Source organism: Streptomyces sp. Ag109_G2-15, assembly GCF_900215565.1.
GTDB lineage: Bacteria > Actinomycetota > Actinomycetes > Streptomycetales > Streptomycetaceae > Streptomyces > Streptomyces diastatochromogenes.
This window is the reverse complement of record NZ_OCNI01000002.1, coordinates 1628003-1653404: the sequence shown is the minus strand read 5'-3', so window position 1 is coordinate 1653404 and position 25402 is coordinate 1628003. Positions and strand designations below refer to the sequence as shown.

The following is a 25402-nucleotide window of genomic DNA, read 5'->3' as shown; positions in this document are numbered from 1 at the left end:
ATGGCCGTACAACCCTGGTTCACCGACGCCAAGTTGGGGATCTTCGTCCACTGGGGCATCTACGCCGTCGACGGCGTCCAGGAGTCCTGGTCGTTCTACGACGACATCGTGCCGTACGACCGGTACATGTCCCAGCTCGGCCGGTTCACGGCCGCGCGCTACCACCCGCGCGACTGGGCGGCCCTGTTCGCCCGCGCGGGCGCCCGGTACGCCGTGCTGACCAGCCGGCACCACGACGGCGTCGCCCTGTGGGACACCGCGTACGGCGACCTCGGCCTGGGCCGCGACCTCGTCGGGCCGTACGCCGAGGCCCTGCGCGAACAGGGACTCAAGGTCGGCCTCTACTACTCCCACTCCGACTGGAGCCACCCGGACTACGCCTCCACGCGCAGGCCGGGCCGCCCGCCGGAGCAGGAGGACAACCGGTACTCCGAGGTCGCGGCCGAGTTCGAGGACCTGGACGCCTGGGAGCGGTTCATCGCCTACCGGGACGGCCAGATCCGGGAGCTGGCCTCCCGCTACCGGCCCGACCTGATGTGGTTCGACGGCGAGTGGGACCGCAGCGAGGAGCAGTGGCGCATCCCCGAACTCGCCGCGCTGATCCGCTCGTACTCGCCGGACGTCGTCTTCAACGCCCGCATGCTGAGCGAGGGCGACTACGCCACGCCCGAGCAGGGCGCCCCGGTGGTCCCGCCGGAGGGCCCCTGGGAGCTGTGCCTGACGGTCAACGACTCCTGGGGTTTCCAGCACCACGACCACAACCACAAGTCGGTCGACCAGCTGATCCGGTACTTCACGGAGACCATCGGCGGCGGAGGCAACCTGCTGCTCGACGTCGGCCCGCGGGAGGACGGGACGATCCCGGCCGAGCAGGCCGAACGCCTCGAAGGGCTCGGCGACTGGATCCGCAAGCATGCGGAGGCCGTGTACGGAACCGTGCGGGGGCTGCCCGCCGGGCACCACTACGGCCCGAGCACCCTGTCCGCGGACCGCCGCACCCTGTACCTGGTCCTGTTCGACGCCCCGCGCGCCGAGATCAACGTACGCGGGCTGCTCGGCAAGGTGCGCCGGGTCAGCGTGCTCGGCACCGGCAGGGAGCTGGCCCACCGGGTCACCGGCGGTCTGCACGAGACGCCCGGGGTGCTGTGGATCGAGCCGCCCGGCGGGGCCGACCTCGACCCGCACGCCACGGTGCTCGCGGTGGAGCTGGACGGTGAGCTGGAGCTCTACCGGGGGGCGGGCCGCTTCTGACGGCGGTGCACCTGCTTGCGCCCCGGGAGATGTGCATCGGGTCGGCCGGTCGCTCCCCGTGACCGCGACCGACCGACCCGATCCCCCGTACCCCCGTTGGTGCTTCCCCCGTCGGTGCTTCCCCCGTTGTCCCCCGTGTTTCCCGTTCCTGATAGTGAGAGCGGCCGGGCCGCACCCTGATACACCCCGGGCGGAAAAAAATCCCCCCGGCCCGGGAGCCGGGGGGATTCCGGGTGCACCGGGGCCGTGCTCAGCCGGTGAACCCGGCCGTGATCGAGGTGAACTGCCAGTTGTTCTGGCTGATGCCGGAGCAGTTGCTCACCACGCCACCGCCGGGGCACGGCCGGTCGCGGTTGACGGCCCAGTAGGCGAGCCGGGCGATGTGGTGCGAGTTCGCCCAGTCGCGGATCTGGGTCCAGATCGCCGGAGTGGTGTTCTCCTGCTGGTCGGACAGGCCGTTCATGCCGGAGATGCCGATGTGCGAGTAGGCGGTCGCGTCGTCCCAGCCGAAGGTCGACTTGAGCTTGGCCTTCAGCCCCTCGGCCGCGTTGACGGTGTTGCCGTACATGTCGGAGCCGCCGCCGAAGTCGAACGGCATGATGGTGAAGACGTCGATGTTGGCGCCGAGCGACTGCGCCTGCTCGATGAGCCGGTTGCCGTAGTAGGTCGGGCCGGTGGTCGAGGTGCCGAAGGTGACGATGGTCTTCAGGCCGGGGTTGTTGGCCTTGACCGTCTTCAGGGCGGTGAGGATCTTCGCCTGGACGGCCTCGTTCTCGAACTCGTCCGTGTTCTCGATGTCCATGTCGATCGCCTTGAGCGAGTAGGCGTCGATCACCTTCTGCAGGGCCCCGGCCAGCGCACTCGACGAGGAGCAGTTCGCGCCCAGCTTGCTGCCCTGCCAGCCGCCGAACGACGGGACGATGTCACCGCCCGCCGAACGGATCTGGTTGATGGCGGTCTGATCGACACCGCCGGTCAGCGCCCGGCTGCCGTCCCAGGCGGGGGTGCAGCCGCCCGAGTCCAGCACGAACGCCATCGTGAACCACTTGATGCCGGTCGCGCTCATCACCGTGCTCGGGCTCGGCGGATCGCCCCAGCCCTCGTACAGGTACGGCGCCGCCTGCTTGAAGCCGGTGCCGCCGCCGCTGCCCGCGTCCGTGGTGACGGAGACGGAGTTGGAGGCCGCCGACACGTTCCCGGCCGCGTCCCGCGCCTTCACGCTGAAGGTGTACGACGTGCTCGGCGACAGCCCGCTGACCGTGGCGGACGTACCGGAGACGCTGAGGACCTGGCTCGATCCGCTGTAGATGTCGTACGCTGTCACGCCCACGTTGTCCGAGGAGGCGTTCCACTGCAGCGACACGCTCGACGAGGTCTTGCCGGTCGAGGTGAGCCCGCTGGGCGCGGTCGGCGCCTGGGTGTCCCCGCCGCCTCCGCCGCCGCCCGGGCCGTCCAGGCTGATGTCGTCGGCGTAGTACGTGCCCTGCGCGTACCAGCCGTGCACATAGATGGTGGCGCTGGTCTGCGAGGCGCCGGTGGTGAAGGAGACGCTGAGCTGGCTGTAGGCGGACGGGGACGTCGTCCAGGTGGAGGCGCCGCCGTTGACGCCGAGATAGACGTACGAGCCGCGGACCCAGCCGCTGAGGGAGTACGTCGTGTTCGGCTGGACCGCGACCGTCTGGCTGCACTGCGCGTTGTCGCTCGACGTCACCGCCCCCTGCAGGGCCTTGGAGCCGCCGTGCACGGGGGAGGAGACGACCGAACCGAGGTTGCCGGTGCAGCTCCAGGGGGAGAGGCTGCCCGACTCGAAGCCGGGGTTGGTGAGGATGTTCGCGGCTTGAGCGGTGCCGGGGAGGGCGATGGCTCCGCCGAGCGCGAGGGCGGCGGTGCCGAGGAGGGCGAGAAACCGGCGTCTGGGACGCCCGAGTATGTGGCGCACGCGATCTCCCTGTGGGGAATGGGGTGTTCGGGAGTGCAGGGGAGTGCGGAGGTGCGCCAACCAAGTTGGTATGGACCAATCCGGGTGTCAAGAGGGTGAGCCCGAATTGGTCCAGACCGGTGTGGGGGATGTGGCTATGCGGGGGCGGTGGCGGGAGCGCCGGCCTCCGTGGTGACTTCGTGAGCGGGTGCCGGTACGGCCGGCAGCAGAACCTCCGGCTCCTCGACCCGCTGCTGGGGCAGAGTCACCGGCCGCAACGGCCGCGGCCCCGACACCACCGTGTAGTCCTGCCCGAGGAACGGCGGCTCGACCACGCCCGGGTCTTCGCCGAGGGCCAACTGCACGGCCGCCCAAGGCGCGTTCACCCCACAGAGCGACAGCTGGTGCAGCCCGCCCGCGGGCCGCGTGTTGACGTCCAGCAGCACCGGGCGGTCCCCGAGCATCCGGAACTGGATGTTGGACAGGTAGTGCAGCCCGAAGCCCTCCGCGATCAGCCGGGCCGGCTCCAGCCACTGCTCGTGCAGGGTGAAGCCCCGGCGGCGGCCGTTCTTGGTGCGGCCCACGGACAGCCGGAGGCGGTTGTCCGGCCCGGTCAGGCAGTCGACGGACACCTCCGGCTGCTCCAGGCGCGGCATCACCAGCCAGTCCACCTTCTCCTCGGCCCGCTCCAGCGCCTCGACGACCAGGTCCAGCTGGACGTACGGGCCCGGGAAGCCGTTGAGGTGCATGAGCGAGAAGGGGGCGCGCGTGATCACACGGAAGCCGACCCCGCCCGCGCCGGCGGCCGGCTTGAAGCACGCCCGGTGCCCGGCCGCCTCCAACTCCTCGACGGCGGCGACGAGTTCGTCGGCCGTACGCACCCGCCACCACGGCGGCACCGGCACGCCGACCGAGCGGACCGCCTCGTACGCGGTCGCCTTGTCCTCGAACACGGCCACCGCCTCGGGGGTCGGCGCCAGCAGCGCCGTACCCACCGCCGCGAACTCGGCCCGGTGCGCCACGATCGCCGTCTGGTGCAGCCGGGGCACGAACACGTCGATGCCGCGCCGTGCGCACTGGTCGAGGGCGTACTCGACGTACGCGGCCGGGGACAGGCCCTCCGGCTCCAGGTCGGCGGTGTCGGCGGCGGCCAGCACGGGGGAGTCGGCGTCCCCGTGCGTGGCATGGATCTCGACCGCCCGGTCGCTGGGATTTCTCCGCAGCTGATCCATGAAGAACACGTTCTCCGCGTACGTGCGGTTGAGCCAGACGCGTACGCGAGAGAGCATGCAGGCCGCCTTTCAGGGTTTTCGGGCAGGGCTCAGCGGCCCGTGCCCGGGCAGGAGGAAGGAAGGGACACCAAACAACCCTGTGCGAAGGGGAATTAAGGGCGTTGGCGTTGGGGCGATCATACGGCTTTCAAGAGCCCGCGCGTGCAACGCGCATGTTACGGATTTCCCGGGGCTGTCCAGGGCCGTCCGGAGCCGGCCAGGGGCACCCGCCCGACGCGGGTTCCCCTTGTCCCCGGGCCGGTGAATGTGTTGTCGTGGTGCGGACAGGATGATCGGAAGGGGTGCGGGGTGGATTCGACGGCCGGGGCCGGACAGCTACTGGCCATCAGTGACCTGCACATCTCCTATCCGGAGAACCGCGCGCTCGTCGAGCGCATGCGGCCAGGGACGGACGACGACTGGCTGATCGTCGCCGGGGACATCGCGGAGACCGTGGAGGACATCCACTGGACCCTCGCCACCCTCGCGGACCGCTTCAGCAAGGTCCTGTGGGCCCCCGGCAACCACGACCTGTGGACCCATCCGAGGGACACCGTCACCCTGCGCGGCGTCGCCCGGTACGAGCACCTCGTCGCCCTGTGCCGGGAACTGGGCGTGACCACGCCCGAGGATCCGTACCCGGTCTGGCGCGGCCCGGGCGGACCGGTCGTCGTCGCCCCGCTGTTCCTGCTGTACGACTACTCCTTCCTGCCGGCCGGCTGCGCCACCAAGGCGGAGGGCCTGGCCTACGCGGAGAGCACCGGCATCGTCTGCAACGACGAGTACCTGCTCCACCCGGACCCCTACCCGACCCGCGAGGACTGGTGCCGGGCCCGCGTCGCCCAGACCGAGCGCAGACTCGCCGAGCTGCCGGCGGACCTGCCCACCGTCCTCGCGAACCACTATCCGCTCGACCGGCACCCGATGGACGTGCTCTGGCACCCGGAGTTCGCCATGTGGTGCGGCACCGCCCTGACCGCCGACTGGCACCGCCGGTTCCGGGTCGAGACGATGGTCTACGGACATCTGCACATACCGCGGACGACCTGGCACGAGGGCGTCCGCTTCGAAGAGGTGTCCGTCGGATACCCACGTGAATGGCGCAAGCGCTCGGTACCCCCGGGGAAGCCGCGCCGCATTCTGCCGATGGAGGTCGGACCCGGTGATCGAGGAGCTGCTCCCGGAGTCGGTGGTGGCCGTGGAAGCGTTCGGTGACCACGAGGACCAGGAGACCTCGCTGTACCCGGAGGAGCAGCAGCTCGTCGCACGGGCGGTGGCCAAGCGTCGCCGGGAGTTCGCGGCCGTACGGGTCTGCGCCCGGCGCGCCATGGAGAAGCTCGGGGTGCCGCCGCAGCCCGTGCTGACCGGCGAGCGCGGTTCGCCCCGCTGGCCGGCCGGGCTCGTCGGCAGCATGACCCACTGCGACGGGTACCGCGCCGCCGCACTGGTCCGCGCCGCGGATCTGGCCTCCCTCGGGATCGACGCCGAGGTGCACGGACCGCTGCCGGAGGGTGTGTTCGAGAGCATCGCCCTGCCCGCCGAGCAGGACCGGCACCGCCGGCTGTGCGCCACCCGGCCCGGCGTGCACTGGGGCCGGGTGCTGTTCAGCGCCAAGGAGTCCGTCTACAAGGCGTGGTTTCCGCTCGCCCGCGCCTGGCTGGACTTCTCCGAGGCCGACATCGAGCTGATCACCGAACCGGGCCCGGGGACACGCGGCCGCTTCCACGCCCGGCTCCTCGTCCCGGGGCCGGTGGTGGACGGCGTACGCCTGACCGGGTTCGACGGTCGCTGGCTGGTCGCGGACGGTCTCGTCCTGACGACGGTGGCCGTCCCGCACCACTGAACGGGACGGCCCCGCACCGCCGCCTCACTCCTGTGGGCACCAGTGGCGCAGCAACCTGAAGAACTCCTCCTCGTTGCCCGCGAGTCCCGCCCGCGCCAGGGCCCCGTCCGCCTCGGCGAGCACGGCGGGCGGCACCACGACGGGCCGGCCGCCGTCCACAGGCCCGTCGAAGGCGGCGCGCACGGTGTGCAGCAGCCTCAGATAGGCCTGTACGGCGGTGCGCTCACGGTCGGTCAGTACGGCGGTGGGCATCGGTCGGCTCTCCCCGGTTCGGCGTCACGGTCACGCGCCCTGCGGCGCCGTGCACCGCGTCGCGCGGCGCACACCACCAGCTTGCCGTCCACCACTGACAACGCCGTTCGGCTCTGCCTCGGTTCGCCCGCTTAGCCGAGGCGAAACGCCACCGAAACCCCCAGTGCGCAGGCCTGCCTACGCTGGAAGGAGGGGGCCGGCGGCCGCGTACGCGTGATCGTCCGGCCCGGTCGACGGAGGGAGGACGCAGGGTGGCCGACATGCCGCGACCGCGCCCGGTGCGGGCCGTACGGCTGCGTCCGGTGGGCGACACCGAACTCCAGCCGCACCACCGGGTCGTGCACGGCTACCGGCGCGCCTTCCGCATGGCGGGCCGGGGCCCGGCCCTGGTCCTCGTCCACGGCATCGGCGACTCCTCGGCCACCTGGGCCGACCTGATCCCGGACCTCGCCCGTACTCACACCGTGATCGCGCCCGACCTGCTCGGGCACGGCGGCTCCGACCGGCCGCGCGCCGACTACTCGGTGGCCGCGTACGCCAACGGCCTGCGCGATCTGCTCACCGCGCTGGGCATCGAGTCGGCGACGCTGGTCGGGCACTCGCTGGGCGGGGGAGTGGCGATGCAGTTCGCCTACCAGTTCCCCGAGCGCACCGAACGCCTCATCCTGGTCAGCGCGGGCGGAGTGGGCCGTGAGGTCAACCCCGTGCTGCGGCTGGTCTCGCTGCCCGGCGCCGACCTGATGCTCTCCGCGCTGCGGCTGCCCGGCATGCGCCTGAACATCGGCCTCGCCGCCCGGCTGCTGAAGCTGCTGGACACCGACCTCGGCCAGGACGCGCCCGAACTGCTCACCCTGGTGGACGCGTTGCCGGACGGCACCTCCCGCAACGCCTTCATCCGCACCCTGCGTGCGGTCGTCGACTGGCGCGGCCAGGTGGTCACCATGCTGGACCGCTGCTACCTCACCCAGGGCATGCCCACCCTGCTGCTCTGGGGCGACCGGGACAGCGTGGTGCCGGTCCGGCACGCGTACGGCGCCCACGCGGCCATGCCCGGCAGCCGTCTGGAGATCTTCGAGGGCGCCGGCCACTTCCCCTTCCACACCGACCCGGCCCGCTTCCTCGCCCTGGTCCAGGAGTTCACCTCCACCACCGCACCGGCCGCCTGGAGCCGGGAACGCTGGCGAGAACTCCTCCTGGAGGGCGGCCCGGGCACGGCCCGCGCCGACGCACGGCAGCGGGAACTGCGCGAGGCGAGCGAACGCAGCGCGACGTGAGGTCCGCGGTGGTGGGGTGCCGGGGGTCAGCCCTGGGGCCCCGGGTACCCGAGCGACGCCTCGATGCGGCCCGCCACGTCGTCCCGCCGGCCCGGGCCGCGCAGGGCCGAACCGGCCAGCCAGGTACGGCACTTGCTGGCGAGGAGCAGGCCGAAGGTCTCGGCCTCGCGTTCCTCGGCCTGGTCGAAGCGGGTGCGGGCGGCGACGCGGTGGATCGTGGCCTGCAGGGCGGCCTGGTCCGTGTCGTCGCTCAGCAGACGGGTCGCGACGCCGATCCCGGCGTGGTCGAGGTGGTGGCCGCAGTGGTCGGCCTGCATGTGCCACAGCTCGTGACCGAGGATGACCAACTGGTGGGCGGGCGCGGTGCGTTCCTCCACGACGATCAGATCGCGGTCGGCCATGTCCAGCCACAGCCCGCTGGCCGTACCGGGCGGGAAGGCGGCCGTACGGAAGTGGACGGGGCGGCCGCGGCGGCGGCTCATCGTCTCGCACAGCGCGCGGTACAGCTCGTGCGGCGGGGCCGGTGCCGGCAGGGTGAGTTCCCCGACCAGCTCGGCGCACAGCCGGCGCATGTCCCTGCCGATGCCCACAGTCCTCCCCTGGTTCACGACTCGGGCCGCTTGACGCTCTCCAGCAGCATGTCGAGCCACTCCGCGACCTTGTCCCGGTGCTGGTCGGTGGGCAGTTGCGCGGCCCGCCAGGCGATCCCCCGCACGCCGTGGTCCTGCAGCAGCCGCTCCAGCGGATCGTCCGCCGCCTCGGCCGCGGCCCGCTCCCGGTCGGCGAGCTTCTGCAGCAGCTCCTGCTCGGTGCGCTGCAGCGCACCCGCGAGGGCCTCGGGGTCCTCCGCGGTCAGGAAACCGGCGTGCACCCGGAAGAACCGCTGCAAGGCGTCGCAGTGCTCCATGGTGGGCCGCCGGTCGCCGTTGATGAGCGCGCCGGCCTGCTGCCGGGACATGCCCGCGCCGTCGGCGATCTCCTGCTGGGTGTACTTGCGGCCATTGGGCTTCAGCCGGGTGCGGCGCAGCAGGTCCAGGCGCTGCAGAAAGCGGGCCTGGACGTCCGGCTCGCCCGCCGGGCGGCCGCTGAGCAGGGCCTTGACCACCGGCTCCGGGACACCGCAGGCGACGGAGAGCCGCCCTGTGTCGAAGACTTCGGCCTGCGGTACGCCGAGCCGGCCGGCGAGTGCGGTGACGCGGGCGACGACGGCCGGCAGCTGAGCGGTCTCCGTGGCGCCCGGATCCTCGTAGCCATCCGTCACCGACAGAACTCCTACGTCTCTCGAGGGCTTGAGGTGCGTCCGTGCTTCTCACAAGCGGTTGTCGTGAACTTCCCGGAGAGTAGCGGGTGCTTCGAACTCACATCCAGGTCTCGCCACAACTGTGGCGAATTTCGGCCGTCAACCGGCATGAAATGCCACGATAGTTGACATGGATCTCGTCGGGGCAGCAGGATCGCTTCGCCGCGTGAAGGCCGCAGAGGCAAGAGGGGTGACCTCCCGATGGCACATCAGGCAGGAGGGCAGTGGCCGGCGCCGCGGCCCGTCCCCGAGGGCTGTGAGGTCCAGGCGTATCTGCAGGACTACGCCACCCTTCTGGAGGCCGTTCCGCTCCCGTCCCTGGTCGTCGACCACCGGTGGAACGTGGTGATCGCCAACGGCGCTTTCGAGACACTTTTCCGGGGCGTGCGCCCTCATCCGACGGCCATGCCCGGGGGCAACTTCCTGCGGTTCGTCCTGTTCCACCCCGATGCCGCCGAGATCCTCGGCGACCACGAGGCGGGCTGGTGCCTGCCGATGCTGGCCCACTTCAAGACCGCCGTCGAGCGCTACGGCCACGACCACGAACTCCAGGCCGTCCGCCGGGACATCGCCCAGGACCCGATCATGGAGGCCGCCTACCGGCAGGGCCTGCCGCACTGGATCCGCGCCGTCGGCGAGGCCGGCACCCAGCTTGACGGTGCCGTACGCCTCCTGCTCCACCCCGATCCGCGCCGGGGCCCGACCGAGTGCCGGATCGTCGAGGAGACGCCCCTGACGCTCCAGGAGATCGGCTGCACCCGCCTGACCATGGTCCTGCGTGACGCCCGCCGCCCGGCCGCGACCTCGCGCCGTCCGCGCCGGCCGCGCGGAGCGGGCACGCATCTGACGGTCGTCCCGGACCCCCAGGACTGACCCGGCTCCGTCGGCGTTCAGGTCGCCGACGGGGCCGGGCAGGAAACCCGTCTCTCCGTCCTACGGCACCCCACGCCCGCGCTTACGCAAGCAGCTTGCATAACTTGCGCTACTCTTGCGCGCATGACGCGACGACTTGCGGAAGTGGCGAAGAAGGTCGGGGTCAGCGAGGCCACGGTCAGCCGGGTGCTCAACGGCAAGCCCGGCGTCTCCGAGGCCACCCGGCAGGCCGTGCTGACGGCCCTCGACGTCCTCGGCTACGAGCGCCCCACCCAGCTCCGCGGCGAACGCGCCCGGCTCGTCGGCCTGGTCCTGCCCGAGCTGCAGAACCCCATCTTCCCGGCGTTCGCCGAGGTCATCGGGGGCGCCCTCGCCCAGCTGGGACTCACCCCGGTGCTGTGCACCCAGACCAAGGGCGGGGTCTCGGAAGCGGACTACGTGGAACTGCTGCTGCAGCAGCAGGTCTCCGGTGTCGTCTTCGCCGGCGGCCTGTATGCGCAGGCCGACGCCCCGCACGACCACTACCGGCTGCTCGCCGACCGCAACATCCCGGTGGTGCTGGTCAACGCGGCCATTGAACACCTCGGCTTCCCGGGCGTGTCCTGCGACGACGCCGTCGCCGTCGAGCAGGCCTGGCGGCACCTGGCCTCCCTGGGGCACGAGCGGATCGGCCTCGTGCTCGGGCCGGGTGACCATGTGCCGTCGGCACGGAAGCTGGCGGCGGCGCGGGCGGTCGCCGGGGAGCTGCCGGACGCCTTCGTCGCCCGGGCCATCTTCTCCATCGAGGGCGGCCACGCGGCGGCCGCCCGGCTGATGGACCAAGGCGTCACGGGCATCATCTGCGCCAGCGACCCGCTCGCGCTCGGCGCGATCAGGGCGGCCCGCCGCAAGGGGCTCGACGTCCCGTCCCAGGTCTCCGTGGTCGGCTACGACGACTCCGCGTTCATGAACTGCACCGAACCCCCGCTGACCACCGTCCGCCAGCCCATCGAGGCCATGGGCCGGGCGGCGGTCGAGCTGCTGAACGCGCAGATCGGCGGGACGGCCGTACCGGCCGAGGAGCTGCTGTTCGAACCGGAACTGGTGGTCCGCGGGTCGACCGCGCAAGTGCCACGCCCCTGAGATCCACGCGACTGTTGAATAATTACAGATTCTGCGCGACATCTTGCGGCCCGATGTCGTCGGTGCTTGAGTGTGCGGCGCCCACCGCTCCTGCCATGAGTGCCATCTGGGGGTCCACCGATGAGAAGCACCGGGTTCCGCCGTACCGTCGCCGCGATCGGCGTCTGTTCCTCGCTCGCCCTCGCCGCGTCCGCCTGTGGGTCGGGCGACGACGGCTCGGCGAGCGGCAAGACCCGCATCACGGTCAACTGCGAGCCACCCAAGAGCGCCAAGGTCGACCGGCGGTTCTTCGAGGAGGACATCGCCTCGTTCGAGAAGCGGAACCCGCACATCGACGTCGTCGCGCACGACGCCTTCCCCTGCCAGGACCCGAAGACGTTCGACGCCAAGCTCGCCGGCGGCCAGATGGAGGACGTCTTCTACACGTACTTCACCGACGCCAGGCACGTCGTCGACATCAACCAGGCCGCCGACCTCACGCCGTACCTCAAGGAACTGAAGAGCTACGACACCATCCAGAAGCAGCTGCGGGACATCTACACCGTGGACGGAAAGGTCTACGGCATACCGCGTACCGGATACAGCATGGGGCTGATCTACAACCGCAAGCTCTTCGAGAAGGCCGGACTCGACCCCGACAAGCCCCCGGCGACCTGGGACGAGGTCCGTGCCGACGCCAAGAAGATCGCTGCTCTCGGCAACGGCACCGTCGGATACGCCGACTACAGCGCACAGAACCAGGGCGGCTGGCACTTCACCGCGGAGCTGTACTCGCAGGGCGGCGACGTCGTCAACGCCGACGGCAAGAAGGCCACCGTCGACACCCCGAGGGCCACGCCGTCCTGCAGAACCTGCACGACATGCGGTGGACCGACGACTCGATGGGCAGCAAGCAGCTCCTCATCATCAACGACGTGCAGCAGATGATGGGTTCGGGCAAGCTCGGCATGTACCTCAGCGCCCCCGACAACATCCCGATCCTGGTCAAGGAGAAGGGCGGAAACTACAGGGACCTCGCCCTCGCCCCCATGCCCGGCGGCAAGGGCACCCTCATCGGCGGCGACGGCTACATGTTCAACAAGAAGGACACGCCCGCCCAGATCCGCGCCGGCCTGAAGTGGCTGGATCACATGTTCCTCACCCCGGGATCGGGCTTCCTCGGCGACTACGCCCGCGCCAAGAAGAACGACGCGCCGGTCGGCCTGCCCGAGCCGCGCCTGTTCACCGGCGCCGCCGACGCCAAGGACCAGCAGGTCAAGAAGGCCAACGCCAACGTGCCGGTGGAGAACTACCAGGCCTTCCTCGACGGCAACCAGCAGCTTCAGATGAAGATCGAGCCGCCGGACGCCCAGCAGATCTACTCCGTCCTCGACGGTGTCGTCTCCGCCGTCCTCACCAAGAAGGACGCGGACATCGACCAGCTCCTGAAGGACGCGTCAGGCAAGATCGACAGCATTCTGGCCCGGAGCTGACGGCCATGACGAAGACGGCCGAGCGGCGCCCGGCCGAGGAGGCCGCCGTCCACCCGGTGCAGGCGCCGCCCCCGGTAGGGGGCCGGGGGCGGCGCCGCCTCGCCGACCAGGCCCGTGCCTACGGCTTCCTCCTCGGCGGCCTGATCTGCTTCGTGCTGTTCTCCTGGTACCCGGCGATCCGCGCGGTCGTCATCGCCTTCCAGAAGTACACGCCCGGTTCCTCGCCCGAGTGGGTCGGCACCGCCAACTTCACCCGCGTCTGGCACGACCCCGAGTTCACGGCGGCCTGGCGCAACACCCTCACCTTCACCCTGCTGGCCCTGCTGCTGGGCTTCGCCGTCCCCTTCGTCCTCGCCCTCGTCCTCAACGAGCTGCGGCACGCGAAGGCCTTCTTCCGGGTCGTGGTCTACCTGCCGGTGATGATCCCGCCGGTGGTCAGCGCCCTGCTGTGGAAGTGGTTCTACGACCCCGGAGCCGGCCTCGCCAACGAGGCGCTGCGCTTCCTGCACCTGCCCACCTCGAACTGGTCCAACGGCACCGACACCGCACTCGTGTCACTGGTGATCGTGGCCACTTGGGCCAACATGGGCGGCACCGTCCTCATCTACCTGGCCGCCCTGCAGTCCATCCCCGGCGAGCTGTACGAGGCCGCCGAACTCGACGGCGCGAACCTGCTCCAGCGCATCCGGCACGTGACGATCCCGCAGACCCGGTTCGTCATCCTGATGCTGATGCTCCTTCAGATCATCGCCACCATGCAGGTGTTCACCGAACCGTTCGTCATCACGGGCGGCGGACCGGAGAACGCCACGGTCACCGTCCTCTACCTCATCTACAAGTACGCCTTCCTCTACAACGACTTCGGCGGCGCCTGCGCGCTCAGCGTGATGCTCCTCGTCCTGCTCGGCGCCTTCTCCGCCGTCTATCTGCGGCTCACCCGCTCCGAGGGGGACGCATGAGCACCCGGACCCTGATCTCCCCGGCCACGCTCGCCCGCCCCCGCGGCAAGGCCGCCTACTGGACCGTGTTCACCGGCGTCGTCCTGCTCTTCGCGCTCGCCTTCCTCTTCCCGGTCTACTGGATGGTGACCGGCGCGATGAAGTCCCCGGACGAGGTGGCCCGGACCCCGCCGACACTGATCCCGCAGCACTGGCACACCGGCGGCTACACCGACGCCTGGGACCTGATGCAGCTGCCCCAGCACCTGTGGAACACGGTCGTGCAGGCGGCCGGCGCCTGGGCGTTCCAGCTGGTCTTCTGCACGGCGGCCGCCTACGCCCTGTCCAAGCTGAAGCCGGCCTTCGGCAAGGTGGTCCTCGGCGGCATCCTCGCCACCCTGATGGTCCCGGCCCAGGCACTGGTCGTACCCAAGTACCTGACCGTCGCAGACCTCCCGCTGATCCACACCAGCCTGCTCAACGACCCCCTCGCCATCTGGCTCCCGGCCGTGGCCAACGCCTTCAACCTGTATCTGCTGAAGCGGTTCTTCGACCAGCTGCCGCATGACGTCCTGGAGGCCGCCGAGATCGACGGCGCGGGCAGACTGCGCATCCTGTGGTCGGTCGTCCTCCCCATGTCCCGGCCGGTCCTCGGCGTGGTGTCGATCTTCGCCCTGGTCGCGGTGTGGCAGGACTTCCTGTGGCCGCTGATGGTCTTCTCCGACACCGGCAAGCAGCCGATCAGCGTGGCCCTGGTCCAGCTGTCGCAGAACATCCAGCTCACCGTGCTCATCGCCGCGATGGTGATCGCCAGCATCCCGATGGTGGCGCTGTTCCTCGTCTTCCAGCGGCACATCATCGCCGGGATCAGCGCGGGCAGCACCAAGGGCTGACGCCGCCGCCCCGTCTACAGAAAGGGAAGCTCAGTGGGACAGCCCACCCATGCCCCGAAGGACCCTGACTGGTGGCGCTCGGCCGTCATCTACCAGGTGTACGTCCGCAGCTTCGCGGACGGCGACGGCGACGGCACCGGCGACCTCGCGGGGGTCCGCGCCCGGCTGCCGTACCTCGCTGAACTCGGCGTGGACGCCCTGTGGTTCAACCCCTGGTACCTGTCACCGATGAAGGACGGCGGCTACGACGTCGCCGACTATCGTGCCGTCGACCCGGCCTTCGGCACCCTCGCCGAAGCCGAGAAACTCATCTCCGAGGCGCGCGAGCTGGGCATCCGCACGATCGTCGACATCGTGCCCAACCACGTCTCCGACCAGCACCCCTGGTTCCGGGCGGCGCTCGCCGCAGGGCCCGGCAGCCCCGAGCGCGAGCTGTTCCACTTCCGGCCCGGACGCGGGCCGCACGGCGAACTCCCGCCCAACGACTGGCCCTCGCAGTTCGTCGGCTCCACCGAACCGGTCTGGACCCGGCTGCCCGACGGCGACTGGTACCTGCACCTGTTCACCCCCGAGCAGCCCGACCTCAACTGGGCCCACCCGGCGGTTCGCCAGGAACACGAGGACATCCTGCGCTTCTGGTTCGAGCGCGGTGTGGCCGGCGTCCGCATCGACTCGGCGGCCCTGCTCGCCAAGGACCCGGACCTGCCCGACCTCGCCACCCACCCCGAGCCGCACCCGTTCGTCGACCGCGACGAACTCCACGACATCTACCGCTCCTGGCGCGCCGTCGCCGACGCCTACGACGGCGTGTTCGTCGGCGAGGTCTGGCTCCCCGACCCCGAACGCTTCGCCCGCTACCTGCGCCCCGACGAACTCCACACCGCCTTCAACTTCTCCTTCCTGTCCTGCCCCTGGGACGCCGACCGGCTGCGCGCCGCCATCGACAGCACCCTCGCCGAGTACGCCCCCGTCGGCGCCCCGGCCACCTGGGTGCTGTGCAACCACGACGTGACGCGCACGGTCACCCGCTACGGCCGCGAGGACACCGCCTTCGACTTCGCCACCAAGGCTTTCGGCACCCCGACGGACCTGGCGCTCGGCACCCGCCGGGCCCGGGCGGCGGCCCTGCTGTCGCTGGCGCTGCCCGGGGCGGTGTACCTCTACCAGGGGGAGGAGCTGGGGCTGCCCGAGGCCGAGATCCCGGCCGACCGCATACAGGATCCGATGTACTTCCGATCGCGGGGTGTCGCCCCGGGCCGGGACGGCTGCCGGGTGCCGCTGCCCTGGGCGGCCGACGCGCCGTACGCGGGATTCGGCTCACGCGAGGAGCCGTGGCTGCCGCAGCCGGTCGACTGGACATCGTATGCGGTCGACCTTCAGCAGCAGAACGCATACTCCATGCTCTCCCTCTACCGCGAGGCCATCGCCGCCCGCCCGGTCTTCGGCGACGGCCCCCTGACCTGGCTGCCCGCCCCCGAGGGTGTGCTCGCCTTCTCCCGTGCGCAGGGCGTGACATGCGTCGTGAACCTCGCCGCCGCACCCGCCGAACTCCCCGCGCACTCCCGACTCCTGCTCAGCAGCGGCCCGTTGGACGACCAGGGCCGGCTGCCGCAGGACACGGCGGCCTGGCTGCGGGCCTGAGCCGCCCCCCCCGCACCCCCTGCTATCCCACGCACCCCCACCACGAAGGGATCAGCACATGCACAGCAGCACCGCCAGACATGTCAGGCGCATGCCAGCGATCGGGGCGGTCATCGCCCTCGCCGCCGGCATGCTCGTCGCCGTGGCCCCCGCCGCCCACGCGGCCGCCGGCGCCACGCTCCCCTTCACCTCCGTCGAGGCCGAGTCGGCGAGCACCACCGGCACGAAGATCGGCCCCGACTACACCCAGGGCACGCTCGCCTCGGAGGCCTCCGGCCGGCAGGCCGTACGGCTGACCTCCGGACAGCGGGTGGAGTTCACCGTGCCGCGTGCGTCCAACGCCGTGAACGTCGCCTACAGCGTCCCGGACGGTCAGTCCGGCTCGCTCAACGTCTACGTCAACGGCACCAAGCTCGCCAAGACGCTCCCGGTGACCTCCAAGTACTCCTACATCGACACCGGCTGGATCCCGGGAGCCAAGACCCACCACTTCTTCGACAACGCCCGGCTGCTGCTGGGGCAGAACGTCCAGGCAGGCGACAAGATCGCTTTCGAGTCGACCGGCACCCAGGTCACCGTGGACGTCGCCGACTTCGAGCAGGTCGCCGCGGCCGCCGCCCAGCCCGCCGGTTCGGTGTCCGTCGTGTCCAAGGGCGCCGACCCCAGCGGCAACGGCGACTCCACCCAGGCCTTCCGGGACGCCATCGCCGCGGCCCAGGGCTCAGTGGTGTGGATCCCGCCGGGCGACTACCGGATCACCTCCTCCCTGGGCGGGGTCCAGAACGTGACCCTGCAGGGCGCGGGCAGCTGGTACTCGGTCGTGCACACCTCCCGGTTCATCGACCAGTCCAGCTCCTCCGGAGGCGTGCACATCAAGGACTTCGCGGTGATCGGCGAGGTCACCGAGCGCGTCGACTCCAGCCCGGACAACTTCGTCAACGGCTCACTGGGGCCCGGCAGTTCGGTCTCCGGCATGTGGATCCAGCACATGAAGGTCGGCCTCTGGCTGATGGGCAACAACGACAACCTGGTCGTCGAGAACAACCGCATCCTCGACACCACCGCCGACGGCCTCAACCTCAACGGCACCGCCAAGGGCGTCCGGGTCAGCAACAACTTCCTGCGCAACCAGGGCGACGACGCGCTCGCCATGTGGTCGCTGTACTCCCCGGACACGAACTCCAGCTTCGAGAACAACACCATCTCGCAGCCCAACCTCGCCAACGGCATCGCCGTCTACGGCGGCACCGACATCTCGGTGAAGAACAACCTGATCTCCGACACCAACGCCCTCGGCAGCGGCATCGCGATCTCCAACCAGAAGTTCCTCGACCCCTTCAACCCCCTGTCCGGCACCATCACCGTCGACGGCAACACCCTCGTCCGCGCCGGCGCGATGAACCCCAACTGGAACCACCCGATGGGCGCGCTGCGCGTCGACTCCTACGACAGCGCGATCAACGCCACCGTCAACATCACCAACACGACCATCACCGACAGCCCCTACAGCGCCTTCGAGTTCGTCTCCGGCGGCGGGCAGGGGTATCCGGTCAGGAGCGTCAACGTGACCGGGGCGACCGTGAAGAACACCGGGACGGTCGTGGTCCAGGCCGAGGCTCAGGGCGCCGCCACCTTCCGCAACGTCACCGCCACCCAGGTCGGCGCCGCCGGCATCTACAACTGCCCCTACCCGGCGAACTCCGGCTCCTTCACGCTCACCGACGGCGGCGGCAACTCCGGCTGGTCCAGCACCTGGACGGACTGCTCCACCTGGCCCCAGCCCGGCCAGGGCAATCCCGACCCCGACCCGAACCGCAACCTCGCCAAGGGCCGCCCGGCCACCGCGACCGGCTCCCAGGACGTCTACACCCCCGGCAAGGCGGTCGACGGCGACGCGAACTCCTACTGGGAGTCCACCAACAACGCCTTCCCGCAGTCCTGGACGGTCGACCTCGGCTCGTCCTACGCGGTCCGCCGACTGGTGCTGAAGCTGCCCCCGTCCTCGGCCTGGGGCGCCCGCACCCAGACCATCACGGTGCTCGGCAGCACCGACGGCTCGGCCTACTCGACCGTGGTCGGCTCGCAGGGCTACCGCTTCGACCCGGCCACCGGCAACACGGCCACCGTCTCCCTGCCCGGCAGCACCAACCTGCGCTACCTGCGCCTGAGCGTCAGCGCCAACACGGGCTGGCCGGCCGGGCAGTTCAGCGAGGTGGAGGCCTACCTCACCTCCTGACCCGGCCCGAGCGTCACAGATCGAGCACCAGACGAGCGCCCTGGCACCGGGACACGCAGATCGTCATCGTCTCGCCCGCTGCCCGCTCCTCCTCAGTGAGGACCGAGTCCCGGTGATCCGGGTCGCCGTCCAGGACATCCGTCTCACAGGTACCGCAGGTGCCCTCGGTGCAGGAGTACAGCACCTCGACCCCGGCGCCGCGCACCGCGTCCAGCACGGAGACGTCCGCCGGGACGACGAGAGTACGGCCGCTGCGCGCCAGCTCGACCTCGAACTCACCGTCGGCAGCGCCCTGTTGAGCCTTCGGCTGGAACCGCTCCACCCGCAGCGCCCCGCCCGGGCAGCGCTCCTCGACCGCGTCCAGCAGGGGCGCCGGACCGCAGCAGTAGACCAGGGTGCCGTCGGGGATCTCGTCCAGCACCGGGCCCAGGTCGAGGAGCCCGCTCTCGTCCTGCGGGGCGAGGGCGACCCGATCGCCGTAGCGCGCCAGCTCCGCGGTGAAGGCCATGGAGCCGCGGCTGCGGCCGCCGTACAGCAGGGACCACTCGGCGCCCGCGGCCTCGGCCGCCGCGAGCATCGGCAGGATCGGGGTGATGCCGATGCCGCCCGCGACGAACCGGTAGCGCGGCGCGGGCTCCAGCCGGAAGTGGTTGCGCGGCCCCCGCACCCGTATCTTGTCGCCCACGCCCAACTGGCCGTGCACATGAGCCGATCCACCCCGCCCGGCCGGCTCCCGCAGCACCGCGACCCGCCACGCGGACCGGTCCGCCGGGTCCGAGCACAGCGAGTACTGCCGTTCCAGTCCGGGCCCGAGCAGCAGGTCCACATGCGCGCCGGGCTCCCAGACGGGCAGGTCCCCGCCGAGGGGGTCGCGCAGGGTCAGGGCGAGAACGCCGTCGGCGGCGAACTCCCTCGCGTCGACGACGACTTCGAACTCGTTCATCGCGACGCCCCCTGCGGCCGGTGCCCTTCGGGATGCCCAAGCATCCACTCCCACATCTCGACCGGATCCTGCGCGGTGTGCTGGGCCCCGCAGTGGCAGGTGCCGTGCAGCAGGTCGGTGCCGGGCAGCCAGTCGATGCGGTAGATCTCCCCGGTGGGTGTGCTCACTGGACCTTCTCCACGGGCTTGGCACCCTCCTCGACCAGCCGGGTCAGGATGCGGCGGGCGGCCAGACCGCCGGTGTCGATGTTGATGCTCAGCTCCTGGTAGCCGGTGCGCTCGGTGCCGAGCGTGCGCTGGAGCAGGTTGAGCGCGTCCACGTCCTGCATCACCACGGTGTGGTTGTTGCCCCGCAGGAACTCGGTGACCTCGGCGTCCCCGGTCGCCCAGTCCCGGGAGACGGCCCAGAAGTCGTACACCTTCCCCTGAGACGACGGCGTGATGGCGTAGGTGATCTCGGTGTGGAAGCCGTTCGGGTCGCTGCCGTCCGGCTCGGGTACGACGCCCACCGGGGCGATGCGGCTGTGCAGCAGGTACAGACAGGGCGCGTGGTACTCGATGTCCTGCCAGCGGGTGATCCGGCCCTCGATACCGGTAGAACGGGCGTAGAACGGCGGGCACTCGGCGTCGTCCATGTGCCGGCTGACCCGGACGACGCCCGCGCCCTCGTCCACCTCGGTGGTGATGGGCGTCTCGGCCACCTCCGGGGTGCCGATGTAGCCGCCGTGCAGATAGGTCTCGTGGGAGAGGTCGAGCAGGTTGTCCACCAGCAGGCCGTAGTCGGCGTCGATCGGCTCCATGCCCCGGACCGTCACCCAGCCCGGCGCGTCCAGGTGCCGGGCCCGGGGGATCGTCCGCGGGTCCGCGAGGGCCGGGTCGCCGATCCACACCCAGACCAGCGAGTCCTGCTCCACGAGCGGGTAGGCGGCGACACGGGCGGTGCGCGGCACACGGTTCTGGCCCGGCACGTGCACACAGGCGCCGGTGCGGTCGTAGGTGAACCCGTGGTACCCGCACACGATCCGGTCGCCGAACAGGCCGCTCTCGGAGAGCGGGTAACGCCGGTGCACACAGCGGTCGTACAGGGCGACCGGGACGCCGTCCTCCTCGGCGCGGTAGAACACGAGCGGCTCACCGAGGATCGTCCGGCCGAGCAACTCGCGCCCGACCTCCTCGCTGTAGGCGGCGACGTACCACTGGTTCCTGGCGAAGGCGGTCATGTGAGGCATGGCTGCGGCTCCCGTCGTTGGGTGGTGGCGACATCGTCCGGAAGGGCGTCACGGGGGCGCAATACGGCTTCCGCCTCACGGAAGGTTCGATGTAAAAGGCCTGTTCAGAGGGTTGATCTGGATACGCCTCGGTGCTCGACGTCAGCGGTGGATGCCGTCGTGTCTTCTCTTGTTCGCCTGCGGCCCGTGTCGCTGCAGCACCGATGATTTGCAACGAGTGGGCCCTGGAATGATCCGGATTGTCCACGGGGTCTGTGATTCGCGCGTGACACCTGACAGCACGACGAAGCCCCGTCGGTCGGGGCTTCGTCGTGCGGCTCGTCAGGGTGGATTGGTGCTCGTGCTGACGGCTCCGTTGTATTCGGGCTGATCGCCTGTGAACCGCTCCGGGACGGATGGCAGCCGGGCTGTCGCCCAGGGGGAGGACGCCCATCCCTGATCAAGGACCGGGTTGCGGCCTCCTTCGTGTCCGGTGAGGCATTCGTTGAGCGCCCAGGTGGAGCGCTGGGGGTTTGCGGCCCGTTCCAGGAGCAGCGAGCTGGGCGTGATGTCGGTCAGGGTCACCAGGCGTTCGATCTCCTGGGCGCCGACGACCGTGGTGGTGTTGACCTGTCGGTAGGCGCGGGCCAGTTTGCCGTCGGTCTCTGCCACTCCCTCTTCCAGGCCCAGCCGGGCGTTCTCGGTCGGCATCATGGACTTGACCTCCACCAGCAGCACGAGGTCGTCGAGGACGACGATCCAGTCGACGCTGAGCAGCTCGTCGCGCCTGACCCGGTAGGTGATCTCACCGATGACCTCAGCATCCGGTATCAGGCGGAGCTGGCGGCCGACGTACTCCTCGAAGAGAGCGGCGCGGGGCTGGGGTGTCTGTCGATGGAGATGCGTCGCTCCCGCGCGCCCGCTGTTGCAGGCGGGTGAACTGAATTGGTACGGCTGTCGTCGTGCCTGCGCTGCCAATGGGGTGCCAGTGGGGGCGCTGCCCGTTGGGTCGGTGTCAGGTGCGGAGCCGTGCTTCTACCTTGCCGTCGGTTATGCGGGTGTCGAAGGCGGGCTGGGGTGCGGTGGCCGGACCAGTGATGTTCCAGCCGTCGGTCAGCCGGAAGGTGCTGCCGTGCCAGGGACAGCGTAGGCAGCCGTCTTCCAGGGTGCCCTGTGACAGCGGGCCCGCCAGGTGACTGCAGTGTTCGGCCAGCACGTGCACCCTGTCGCCCGGCTGGCGGACGGCGACCACGGCCACGCCGTCGAGATCACGGTGCGTCGGTCGGCCTTGCGGAAGGTCGGACAGGTCGGCGACGTAGTGCCAGCCCGGCTCCACCAGCTGCGGGACGGCTTCGGCATGGTTGGCGCCGGCTGCCAGTCGGTAGGCGAGGTGGCCGCCGAGCGCACCACCCATACCCATGACGCCGAGCCCCGCCCAGCCGTACATCTTGCCGGAGATTTCATGCCCGCGCAGACGAGCGGTCAGGGATGTGACGTACAGGGCGACACCGGTGATGTTCACTGCGGCATGGACGATGCCGACGCGCATCTGGCGGGGGTTCAGTTCCGCCCAGTCCACCCAGCCTGACGCCGCGGCCGGGGCTGCAGCGAGCAGGCCGGTGGCGATCAATGTGCGCACCGCGGTTCGCTGGCCCGGCATTGCGTCGAGCACCGCGGCCGACAACCAGCTGCCGAGGGGTATCTGGACCAGCAGTGGGTGTACCGGGTGACCCAGCCAGCGCCCGTGCAGACCGTCTCTGGCCCGGCCGAGTGGAGCCGCCTGCACCATCCGCTGCACGACCGCGAGCAGCTTGTCGGCGCCGGAGAAGCGTTCCAAGCGGTCGACGGCTTTCAGGACATGGCCAGGGCCTCCTGCTTCGGGCAGGAGCCCTCTGGCCGCCGGGGGAATTCGGCGGGGGAGGGTGCTGAGTCTCATGTGCTCCGAGTAGCCACTTGACCGTGCCGTAATCAGCCGGCCTCTGCCGAAGCCGAAAACGCCTCGTGATCTGGCCTTCGACGCGATGACCGAGCGGCTTGAGGAGAGTAATCGCTGACCGGAGGAGTTGCCGGCCGGCCGTCTGCACCGGCTTCGAGTGTGACCCGCGCAGTACTCCGCTCGTGGCGCGCCCGTTGCCCCCTGGGATGGGAGCTTGAGCGACGTCTCACGACGGGGCGTCGAACTGCATGACGTCGCCGAGTTGCGCCTGCAGCTCTCTCACCCTTCTGTGACCTGCCGCGATCACGGCGTAGGGCCAGGCTTGGCCGTCGGAGGCCGTGTCCCTGTACAGCACAACTCCTTCGGCCCGGCTCGGTGTCCAGGCCAGCCCTGCCTCCCGTAGCAGCTCAGCGACCGCGGTGAAGGTATGTGGTGCTCGTGACCGGCCTGTCGCCAGCAGCCATGCGGGCTCGCGAAGGCCCGCGGCACGGCTGAGGCGGTCCACCAGGGCGTGTGGCGCAGTCGTTGCGGTCCGCCGGACATTGCTTTCCGTGGCGAACAGCCGACTTCGCGGGTCCAGAACCGCATCGATCCCGCAGCTCCCGGCGTAACCGTGCCCGGCCAGATGGCTGCCCAGCGCCGATGCCCATCGTGTCAGCTCCTTCGTCGTGGCATCCGTACTCTTCTCCACGGGCGAGAAGTAGCCGTCGTATGCGCCGCCCGCTGTATGCATCTCGCCGCAGAACACCACGCGCGGACCGGTCTTGCGCACATCCATCTGGACGCTCAGGGAACGGGCCGCGTCGAGATGTTCCTCCACCACCCACTCGCCGGACAGCGGGCCCGGTGCCGACCAGGGCTCGGTGCGGGTGACAAAGTGCAGTTGATACCCCCCGGCGGACCGGTTCGGCTTCACCACAACGCGCTTGTGGCGGGTCAGCATCGCACTCACGACACCTTCGAGTTCGGTACCGTCGCAGCACCGCCCGGCCGGTATGCGTATTCCCAGGTCGGCGGCAAGCGCCCGGAATGCTGCTTTCGTGTTCAGGTGGTACGCGATGCTCAGGGCGCCTGGGGTGATGCCCCTGGGCCCATATGGGGCCACGGGCACGCCCAGTTGAGCGGCGAGTCCGGCTGTCGAGACGTCCAGCGCGATGGGAAGCAACTGTATGCCTGGCCGGGTCGCCGCGAGGGAACGGAGCGTGCCCATGAGACCGGTACGATGCACGGCTTCCGCAAAGGGGGCTCCGGCCACTGGGGGTACGTTGAGGACGGTGACGGATTCATGTGGTGTTGCGGTGAGTTCGCCCGCGTAGCGTCGGAACGCGAGGCTCAACGGGACCGGGGTGACCAGTACGTCCCCGGGCCGTGTCAGCCAGATTTCGCGCGAGGCATGCTCTGCCCAGCGATCCAATACCTCGTGGGCAGCCAGGTGTACGGCGAGGTCGGAGTGGAAGTTCGCGTAAACGATCAAAGGAGTGCGCTGGGGCTCCGCCCTGCCATGTCTACCCGTGAAGCGGCGCAAGCTGCCTGCCTGGAGTTGTCTCGGGTGTTGGGGCGTTGGGAGCCCACGGTACTGGTGTCCCCACCGACGAAAGTGCAACTGCCCCCTTCTGAAGCGGTGCGCCCTCTGCCTCAGCGGTGGACCGCGGCATGTCAGTGGTCGCGGACGTGGACTGGGTGAGGACCTGGACCCGGGCGATGGCGACCGGGTCGGACGGACAGCGGAAGGAGTCTCACGTGGTGAGCAGCCGGTTGAAGAAGGAGCGATAGCGACGCAGAGCCCTGCGCAGCTCCTCCGTGTCGACCTGCTCGCCCTGCCCCCACTGGTCCTCCAGGTCCTTCTTGTGCTGAGCGAACGTGGTGGCCAGGGTCTGCATGACGTCTGCGACGAGAGCGTCGGCGTCCTGCACGGCCTCGCGGGGGTCGTCCACGAACTTGTTCTGGATCTTCTGCCAGCGGTCACGGAAGCCCTGGTCCTCGTCCTCCGTGAGCAGCTGTGGAGCCTCGTCGTCGTCCGAGGTGTCCGGGGCAGGCGCGGCGTCCGTGGCGGCGGCCGGCGCGTCGGATCCGGCAGCGGACCGGTCCCCGTCGGCCTCGTCGGCCGGGTTCCGTGTCTGCGGCGTCGCGGTACTCTCACCTGGGTACATCGGGGCTCCCTCGGAGGCTCCCTCTGTTTCTGCGGGCGTCCCGGTGGTGGCGCCGGAGGGCTGTGCGAGATCCTCGGTGGTCAGGCCGCCGGTGGTGCGGCCCGTGTCGTCGTTGCTGTGCATGGTGTTTCCTCCATGCCGGGTCGGGGCCGGCATCAGGAACGGGCGGGCTGTGCCCGGCCGCCGTCGGTGAGCAACTCGTCGAACAGCGCGCGGTAGTGCACCATGGCACCCCGCAGTTGCTCGGTCGTCGCCCGGCTGTGGGTGCTGAGGGATTCCACCTCGTGTGCGGCGCGGTAGTGCTCGAGGGTGCGCCCGTGTTCTACCGAGAGGTCCTTCATCTGCTGGTCGAACCCTTCGGTCGGGTAGCCGCGCTCGTGCATCAGGGAGGTCACCAGCCGGTCCGCGTCGTGGACCGCGTCCTGCGGCCGGTCCACGAACTCCTCCTGGACGCTGCTCCATTCCCGTGTGTAGCGGTCACGCGAGACCGGGGGGAGCGGTTTGATGTCCAGTGCATCGTGCCGCTTCTCGCGTTCCCTGAGTTCACGCTCGGCGGCGCGCCGGCCGTCGGACTCCTCGACGGTCCGTTCGTACTCCGGGCCGAAGCGATCACGGAGATGACGGCGTCGCCTCATGAGTGAGACCGCGACAGCGGCCAGGGCGAGCACCACCACGATCGCAATGATGATTGCCAAAAGCGTTCCCGTGGACATGGGCTAGACGCTCCTCGTGGAAGTAGGGATTCACGTCTTCCGAGTGCCCGCCTATCAGCCTTTCATCCCTTTTATGCCGATCGGCTCTGTGCGGCGATCGACGTCAGGTGGCCGGTGCCACATGTGTCCCACGCGGGCGGCACCCTCACGGAAGTGAAGGTGGTGCACG

The 25402-nt window shown here is 70.2% G+C and carries 23 protein-coding genes and 1 pseudogene; 11 read left to right on the top strand and 13 right to left on the bottom strand.

Annotated features, from left to right (window positions below; all coding sequences use genetic code 11):
- Positions 1–1251 carry an alpha-L-fucosidase gene (locus CRP49_RS43905; protein WP_097258906.1) on the top strand — a complete coding sequence of 417 codons (1251 nt, stop codon included), beginning with the start codon at positions 1–3 and terminating at the stop codon, positions 1249–1251.
- A gap of 250 nt (positions 1252–1501) precedes the next feature.
- On the opposite strand, the gene CRP49_RS43900 is transcribed toward CRP49_RS43905, so the two are convergent.
- The gene (locus tag CRP49_RS43900; RefSeq protein WP_097258905.1) at positions 1502–3190 is read right to left on the bottom strand and encodes a carbohydrate binding domain-containing protein; all 1689 of its coding nucleotides are present in this window, start codon (positions 3188–3190) and stop codon (positions 1502–1504) included.
- Positions 3191–3324: 134 nt separating this feature from the next.
- Positions 3325–4458 (bottom strand): ATP-grasp domain-containing protein, encoded by a 1134-nt coding sequence (locus CRP49_RS43895; RefSeq protein WP_097258904.1) that lies wholly within the window; start codon positions 4456–4458, stop codon positions 3325–3327.
- Between the two features lie 291 nt (positions 4459–4749).
- On the opposite strand from CRP49_RS43895, the gene CRP49_RS43890 reads away from it, so the two are divergent.
- Both CRP49_RS43890 and CRP49_RS43885 read left to right on the top strand, forming a co-directional pair.
- On the top strand, positions 4750–5655 hold the full coding sequence (locus tag CRP49_RS43890) for a metallophosphoesterase (protein ID WP_097258903.1): 906 nt from the start codon (positions 4750–4752) through the stop codon (positions 5653–5655).
- Positions 5603–6283 (top strand): 4'-phosphopantetheinyl transferase, encoded by a 681-nt coding sequence (locus CRP49_RS43885; RefSeq protein WP_097258902.1) that lies wholly within the window; start codon positions 5603–5605, stop codon positions 6281–6283. Before CRP49_RS43890 ends, CRP49_RS43885 begins: the two co-directional genes overlap by 53 nt.
- A 24-nt stretch (positions 6284–6307) precedes the next feature.
- Here the strand turns inward: CRP49_RS43885 and CRP49_RS43880 are convergent, their stop codons facing one another.
- Complete coding sequence (locus CRP49_RS43880) at positions 6308–6535, bottom strand: hypothetical protein (protein ID WP_097258901.1); 228 nt, start codon at positions 6533–6535, stop codon at positions 6308–6310.
- A 260-nt stretch (positions 6536–6795) separates the two neighbouring features.
- Here CRP49_RS43880 and CRP49_RS43875 point away from each other — a divergent pair, with 260 nt between their 5' ends.
- The gene (locus tag CRP49_RS43875) at positions 6796–7809 is read left to right on the top strand and encodes an alpha/beta fold hydrolase (protein WP_218893027.1); all 1014 of its coding nucleotides are present in this window, start codon (positions 6796–6798) and stop codon (positions 7807–7809) included.
- A gap of 26 nt (positions 7810–7835) precedes the next feature.
- Here CRP49_RS43875 and CRP49_RS43870 read toward each other — a convergent pair whose 3' ends face one another.
- A complete protein-coding gene (locus CRP49_RS43870) occupies positions 7836–8381 on the bottom strand; it encodes a toxin-antitoxin system, toxin component (RefSeq protein WP_097259346.1) in 546 nt (181 codons plus the stop codon).
- A gap of 32 nt (positions 8382–8413) precedes the next feature.
- Positions 8414–9070 (bottom strand): helix-turn-helix transcriptional regulator, encoded by a 657-nt coding sequence (locus CRP49_RS43865; RefSeq protein WP_094220991.1) that lies wholly within the window; start codon positions 9068–9070, stop codon positions 8414–8416.
- Between the two features lie 240 nt (positions 9071–9310).
- Here CRP49_RS43865 and CRP49_RS43860 point away from each other — a divergent pair, with 240 nt between their 5' ends.
- The 7 genes and pseudogenes from CRP49_RS43860 to CRP49_RS43830 all read left to right on the top strand — a co-directional run bounded on the left by CRP49_RS43860 (position 9311) and on the right by CRP49_RS43830 (position 18284).
- Positions 9311–9982 carry a hypothetical protein gene (locus tag CRP49_RS43860; RefSeq protein WP_179852045.1) on the top strand — a complete coding sequence of 224 codons (672 nt, stop codon included), beginning with the start codon at positions 9311–9313 and terminating at the stop codon, positions 9980–9982.
- Positions 9983–10105: 123 nt separating this feature from the next.
- Positions 10106–11104: a LacI family DNA-binding transcriptional regulator gene (locus tag CRP49_RS43855; protein WP_179852044.1), complete on the top strand. Its 999-nt coding sequence runs from the start codon at positions 10106–10108 to the stop codon at positions 11102–11104.
- Positions 11105–11224: 120 nt separating this feature from the next.
- Positions 11225–12576, top strand: a pseudogene (locus CRP49_RS43850) (ABC transporter substrate-binding protein).
- 5 nt (positions 12577–12581) lie between these two features.
- Entirely contained in the window at positions 12582–13535 is a 954-nt protein-coding gene (locus tag CRP49_RS43845; protein ID WP_097258897.1) for a carbohydrate ABC transporter permease, read from the top strand.
- A complete protein-coding gene (locus CRP49_RS43840; protein WP_097258896.1) occupies positions 13532–14407 on the top strand; it encodes a carbohydrate ABC transporter permease in 876 nt (291 codons plus the stop codon). The genes CRP49_RS43845 and CRP49_RS43840 overlap by 4 nt, the downstream gene beginning before the upstream one ends.
- A gap of 33 nt (positions 14408–14440) precedes the next feature.
- Entirely contained in the window at positions 14441–16048 is a 1608-nt protein-coding gene (locus CRP49_RS43835; RefSeq protein ID WP_097258895.1) for a glycoside hydrolase family 13 protein, read from the top strand.
- Between the two features lie 58 nt (positions 16049–16106).
- The gene (locus CRP49_RS43830) at positions 16107–18284 is read left to right on the top strand and encodes a discoidin domain-containing protein (protein ID WP_097258894.1); all 2178 of its coding nucleotides are present in this window, start codon (positions 16107–16109) and stop codon (positions 18282–18284) included.
- 13 nt (positions 18285–18297) lie between these two features.
- Here CRP49_RS43830 and CRP49_RS43825 read toward each other — a convergent pair whose 3' ends face one another.
- The 8 genes from CRP49_RS43825 to CRP49_RS43790 form a co-directional block, all read right to left on the bottom strand.
- Positions 18298–19227, bottom strand: coding sequence for a PDR/VanB family oxidoreductase (locus CRP49_RS43825; RefSeq protein ID WP_097258893.1), 930 nt, complete (start codon positions 19225–19227; stop codon positions 18298–18300).
- Positions 19224–19394 (bottom strand): hypothetical protein, encoded by a 171-nt coding sequence (locus CRP49_RS47420; protein WP_097258892.1) that lies wholly within the window; start codon positions 19392–19394, stop codon positions 19224–19226. Before CRP49_RS47420 ends, CRP49_RS43825 begins: the two co-directional genes overlap by 4 nt.
- A complete protein-coding gene (locus CRP49_RS43815) occupies positions 19391–20455 on the bottom strand; it encodes an aromatic ring-hydroxylating dioxygenase subunit alpha (protein WP_097258891.1) in 1065 nt (354 codons plus the stop codon). Before CRP49_RS43815 ends, CRP49_RS47420 begins: the two co-directional genes overlap by 4 nt.
- A 321-nt stretch (positions 20456–20776) precedes the next feature.
- Entirely contained in the window at positions 20777–21412 is a 636-nt protein-coding gene (locus CRP49_RS43810; protein WP_097258890.1) for a hypothetical protein, read from the bottom strand.
- Between the two features lie 37 nt (positions 21413–21449).
- A complete protein-coding gene (locus CRP49_RS43805; protein ID WP_097258889.1) occupies positions 21450–22370 on the bottom strand; it encodes a Rieske (2Fe-2S) protein in 921 nt (306 codons plus the stop codon).
- A 226-nt stretch (positions 22371–22596) separates the two neighbouring features.
- Positions 22597–23844 (bottom strand): peptide ligase PGM1-related protein, encoded by a 1248-nt coding sequence (locus CRP49_RS43800; RefSeq protein WP_143670109.1) that lies wholly within the window; start codon positions 23842–23844, stop codon positions 22597–22599.
- Positions 23845–24106: 262 nt separating this feature from the next.
- A complete protein-coding gene (locus CRP49_RS43795; RefSeq protein WP_097258887.1) occupies positions 24107–24643 on the bottom strand; it encodes a hypothetical protein in 537 nt (178 codons plus the stop codon).
- Positions 24644–24675: 32 nt separating this feature from the next.
- A complete protein-coding gene (locus CRP49_RS43790) occupies positions 24676–25233 on the bottom strand; it encodes a hypothetical protein (protein WP_097258886.1) in 558 nt (185 codons plus the stop codon).
- Between the last annotated feature and the right edge of the window lie 169 nt (positions 25234–25402).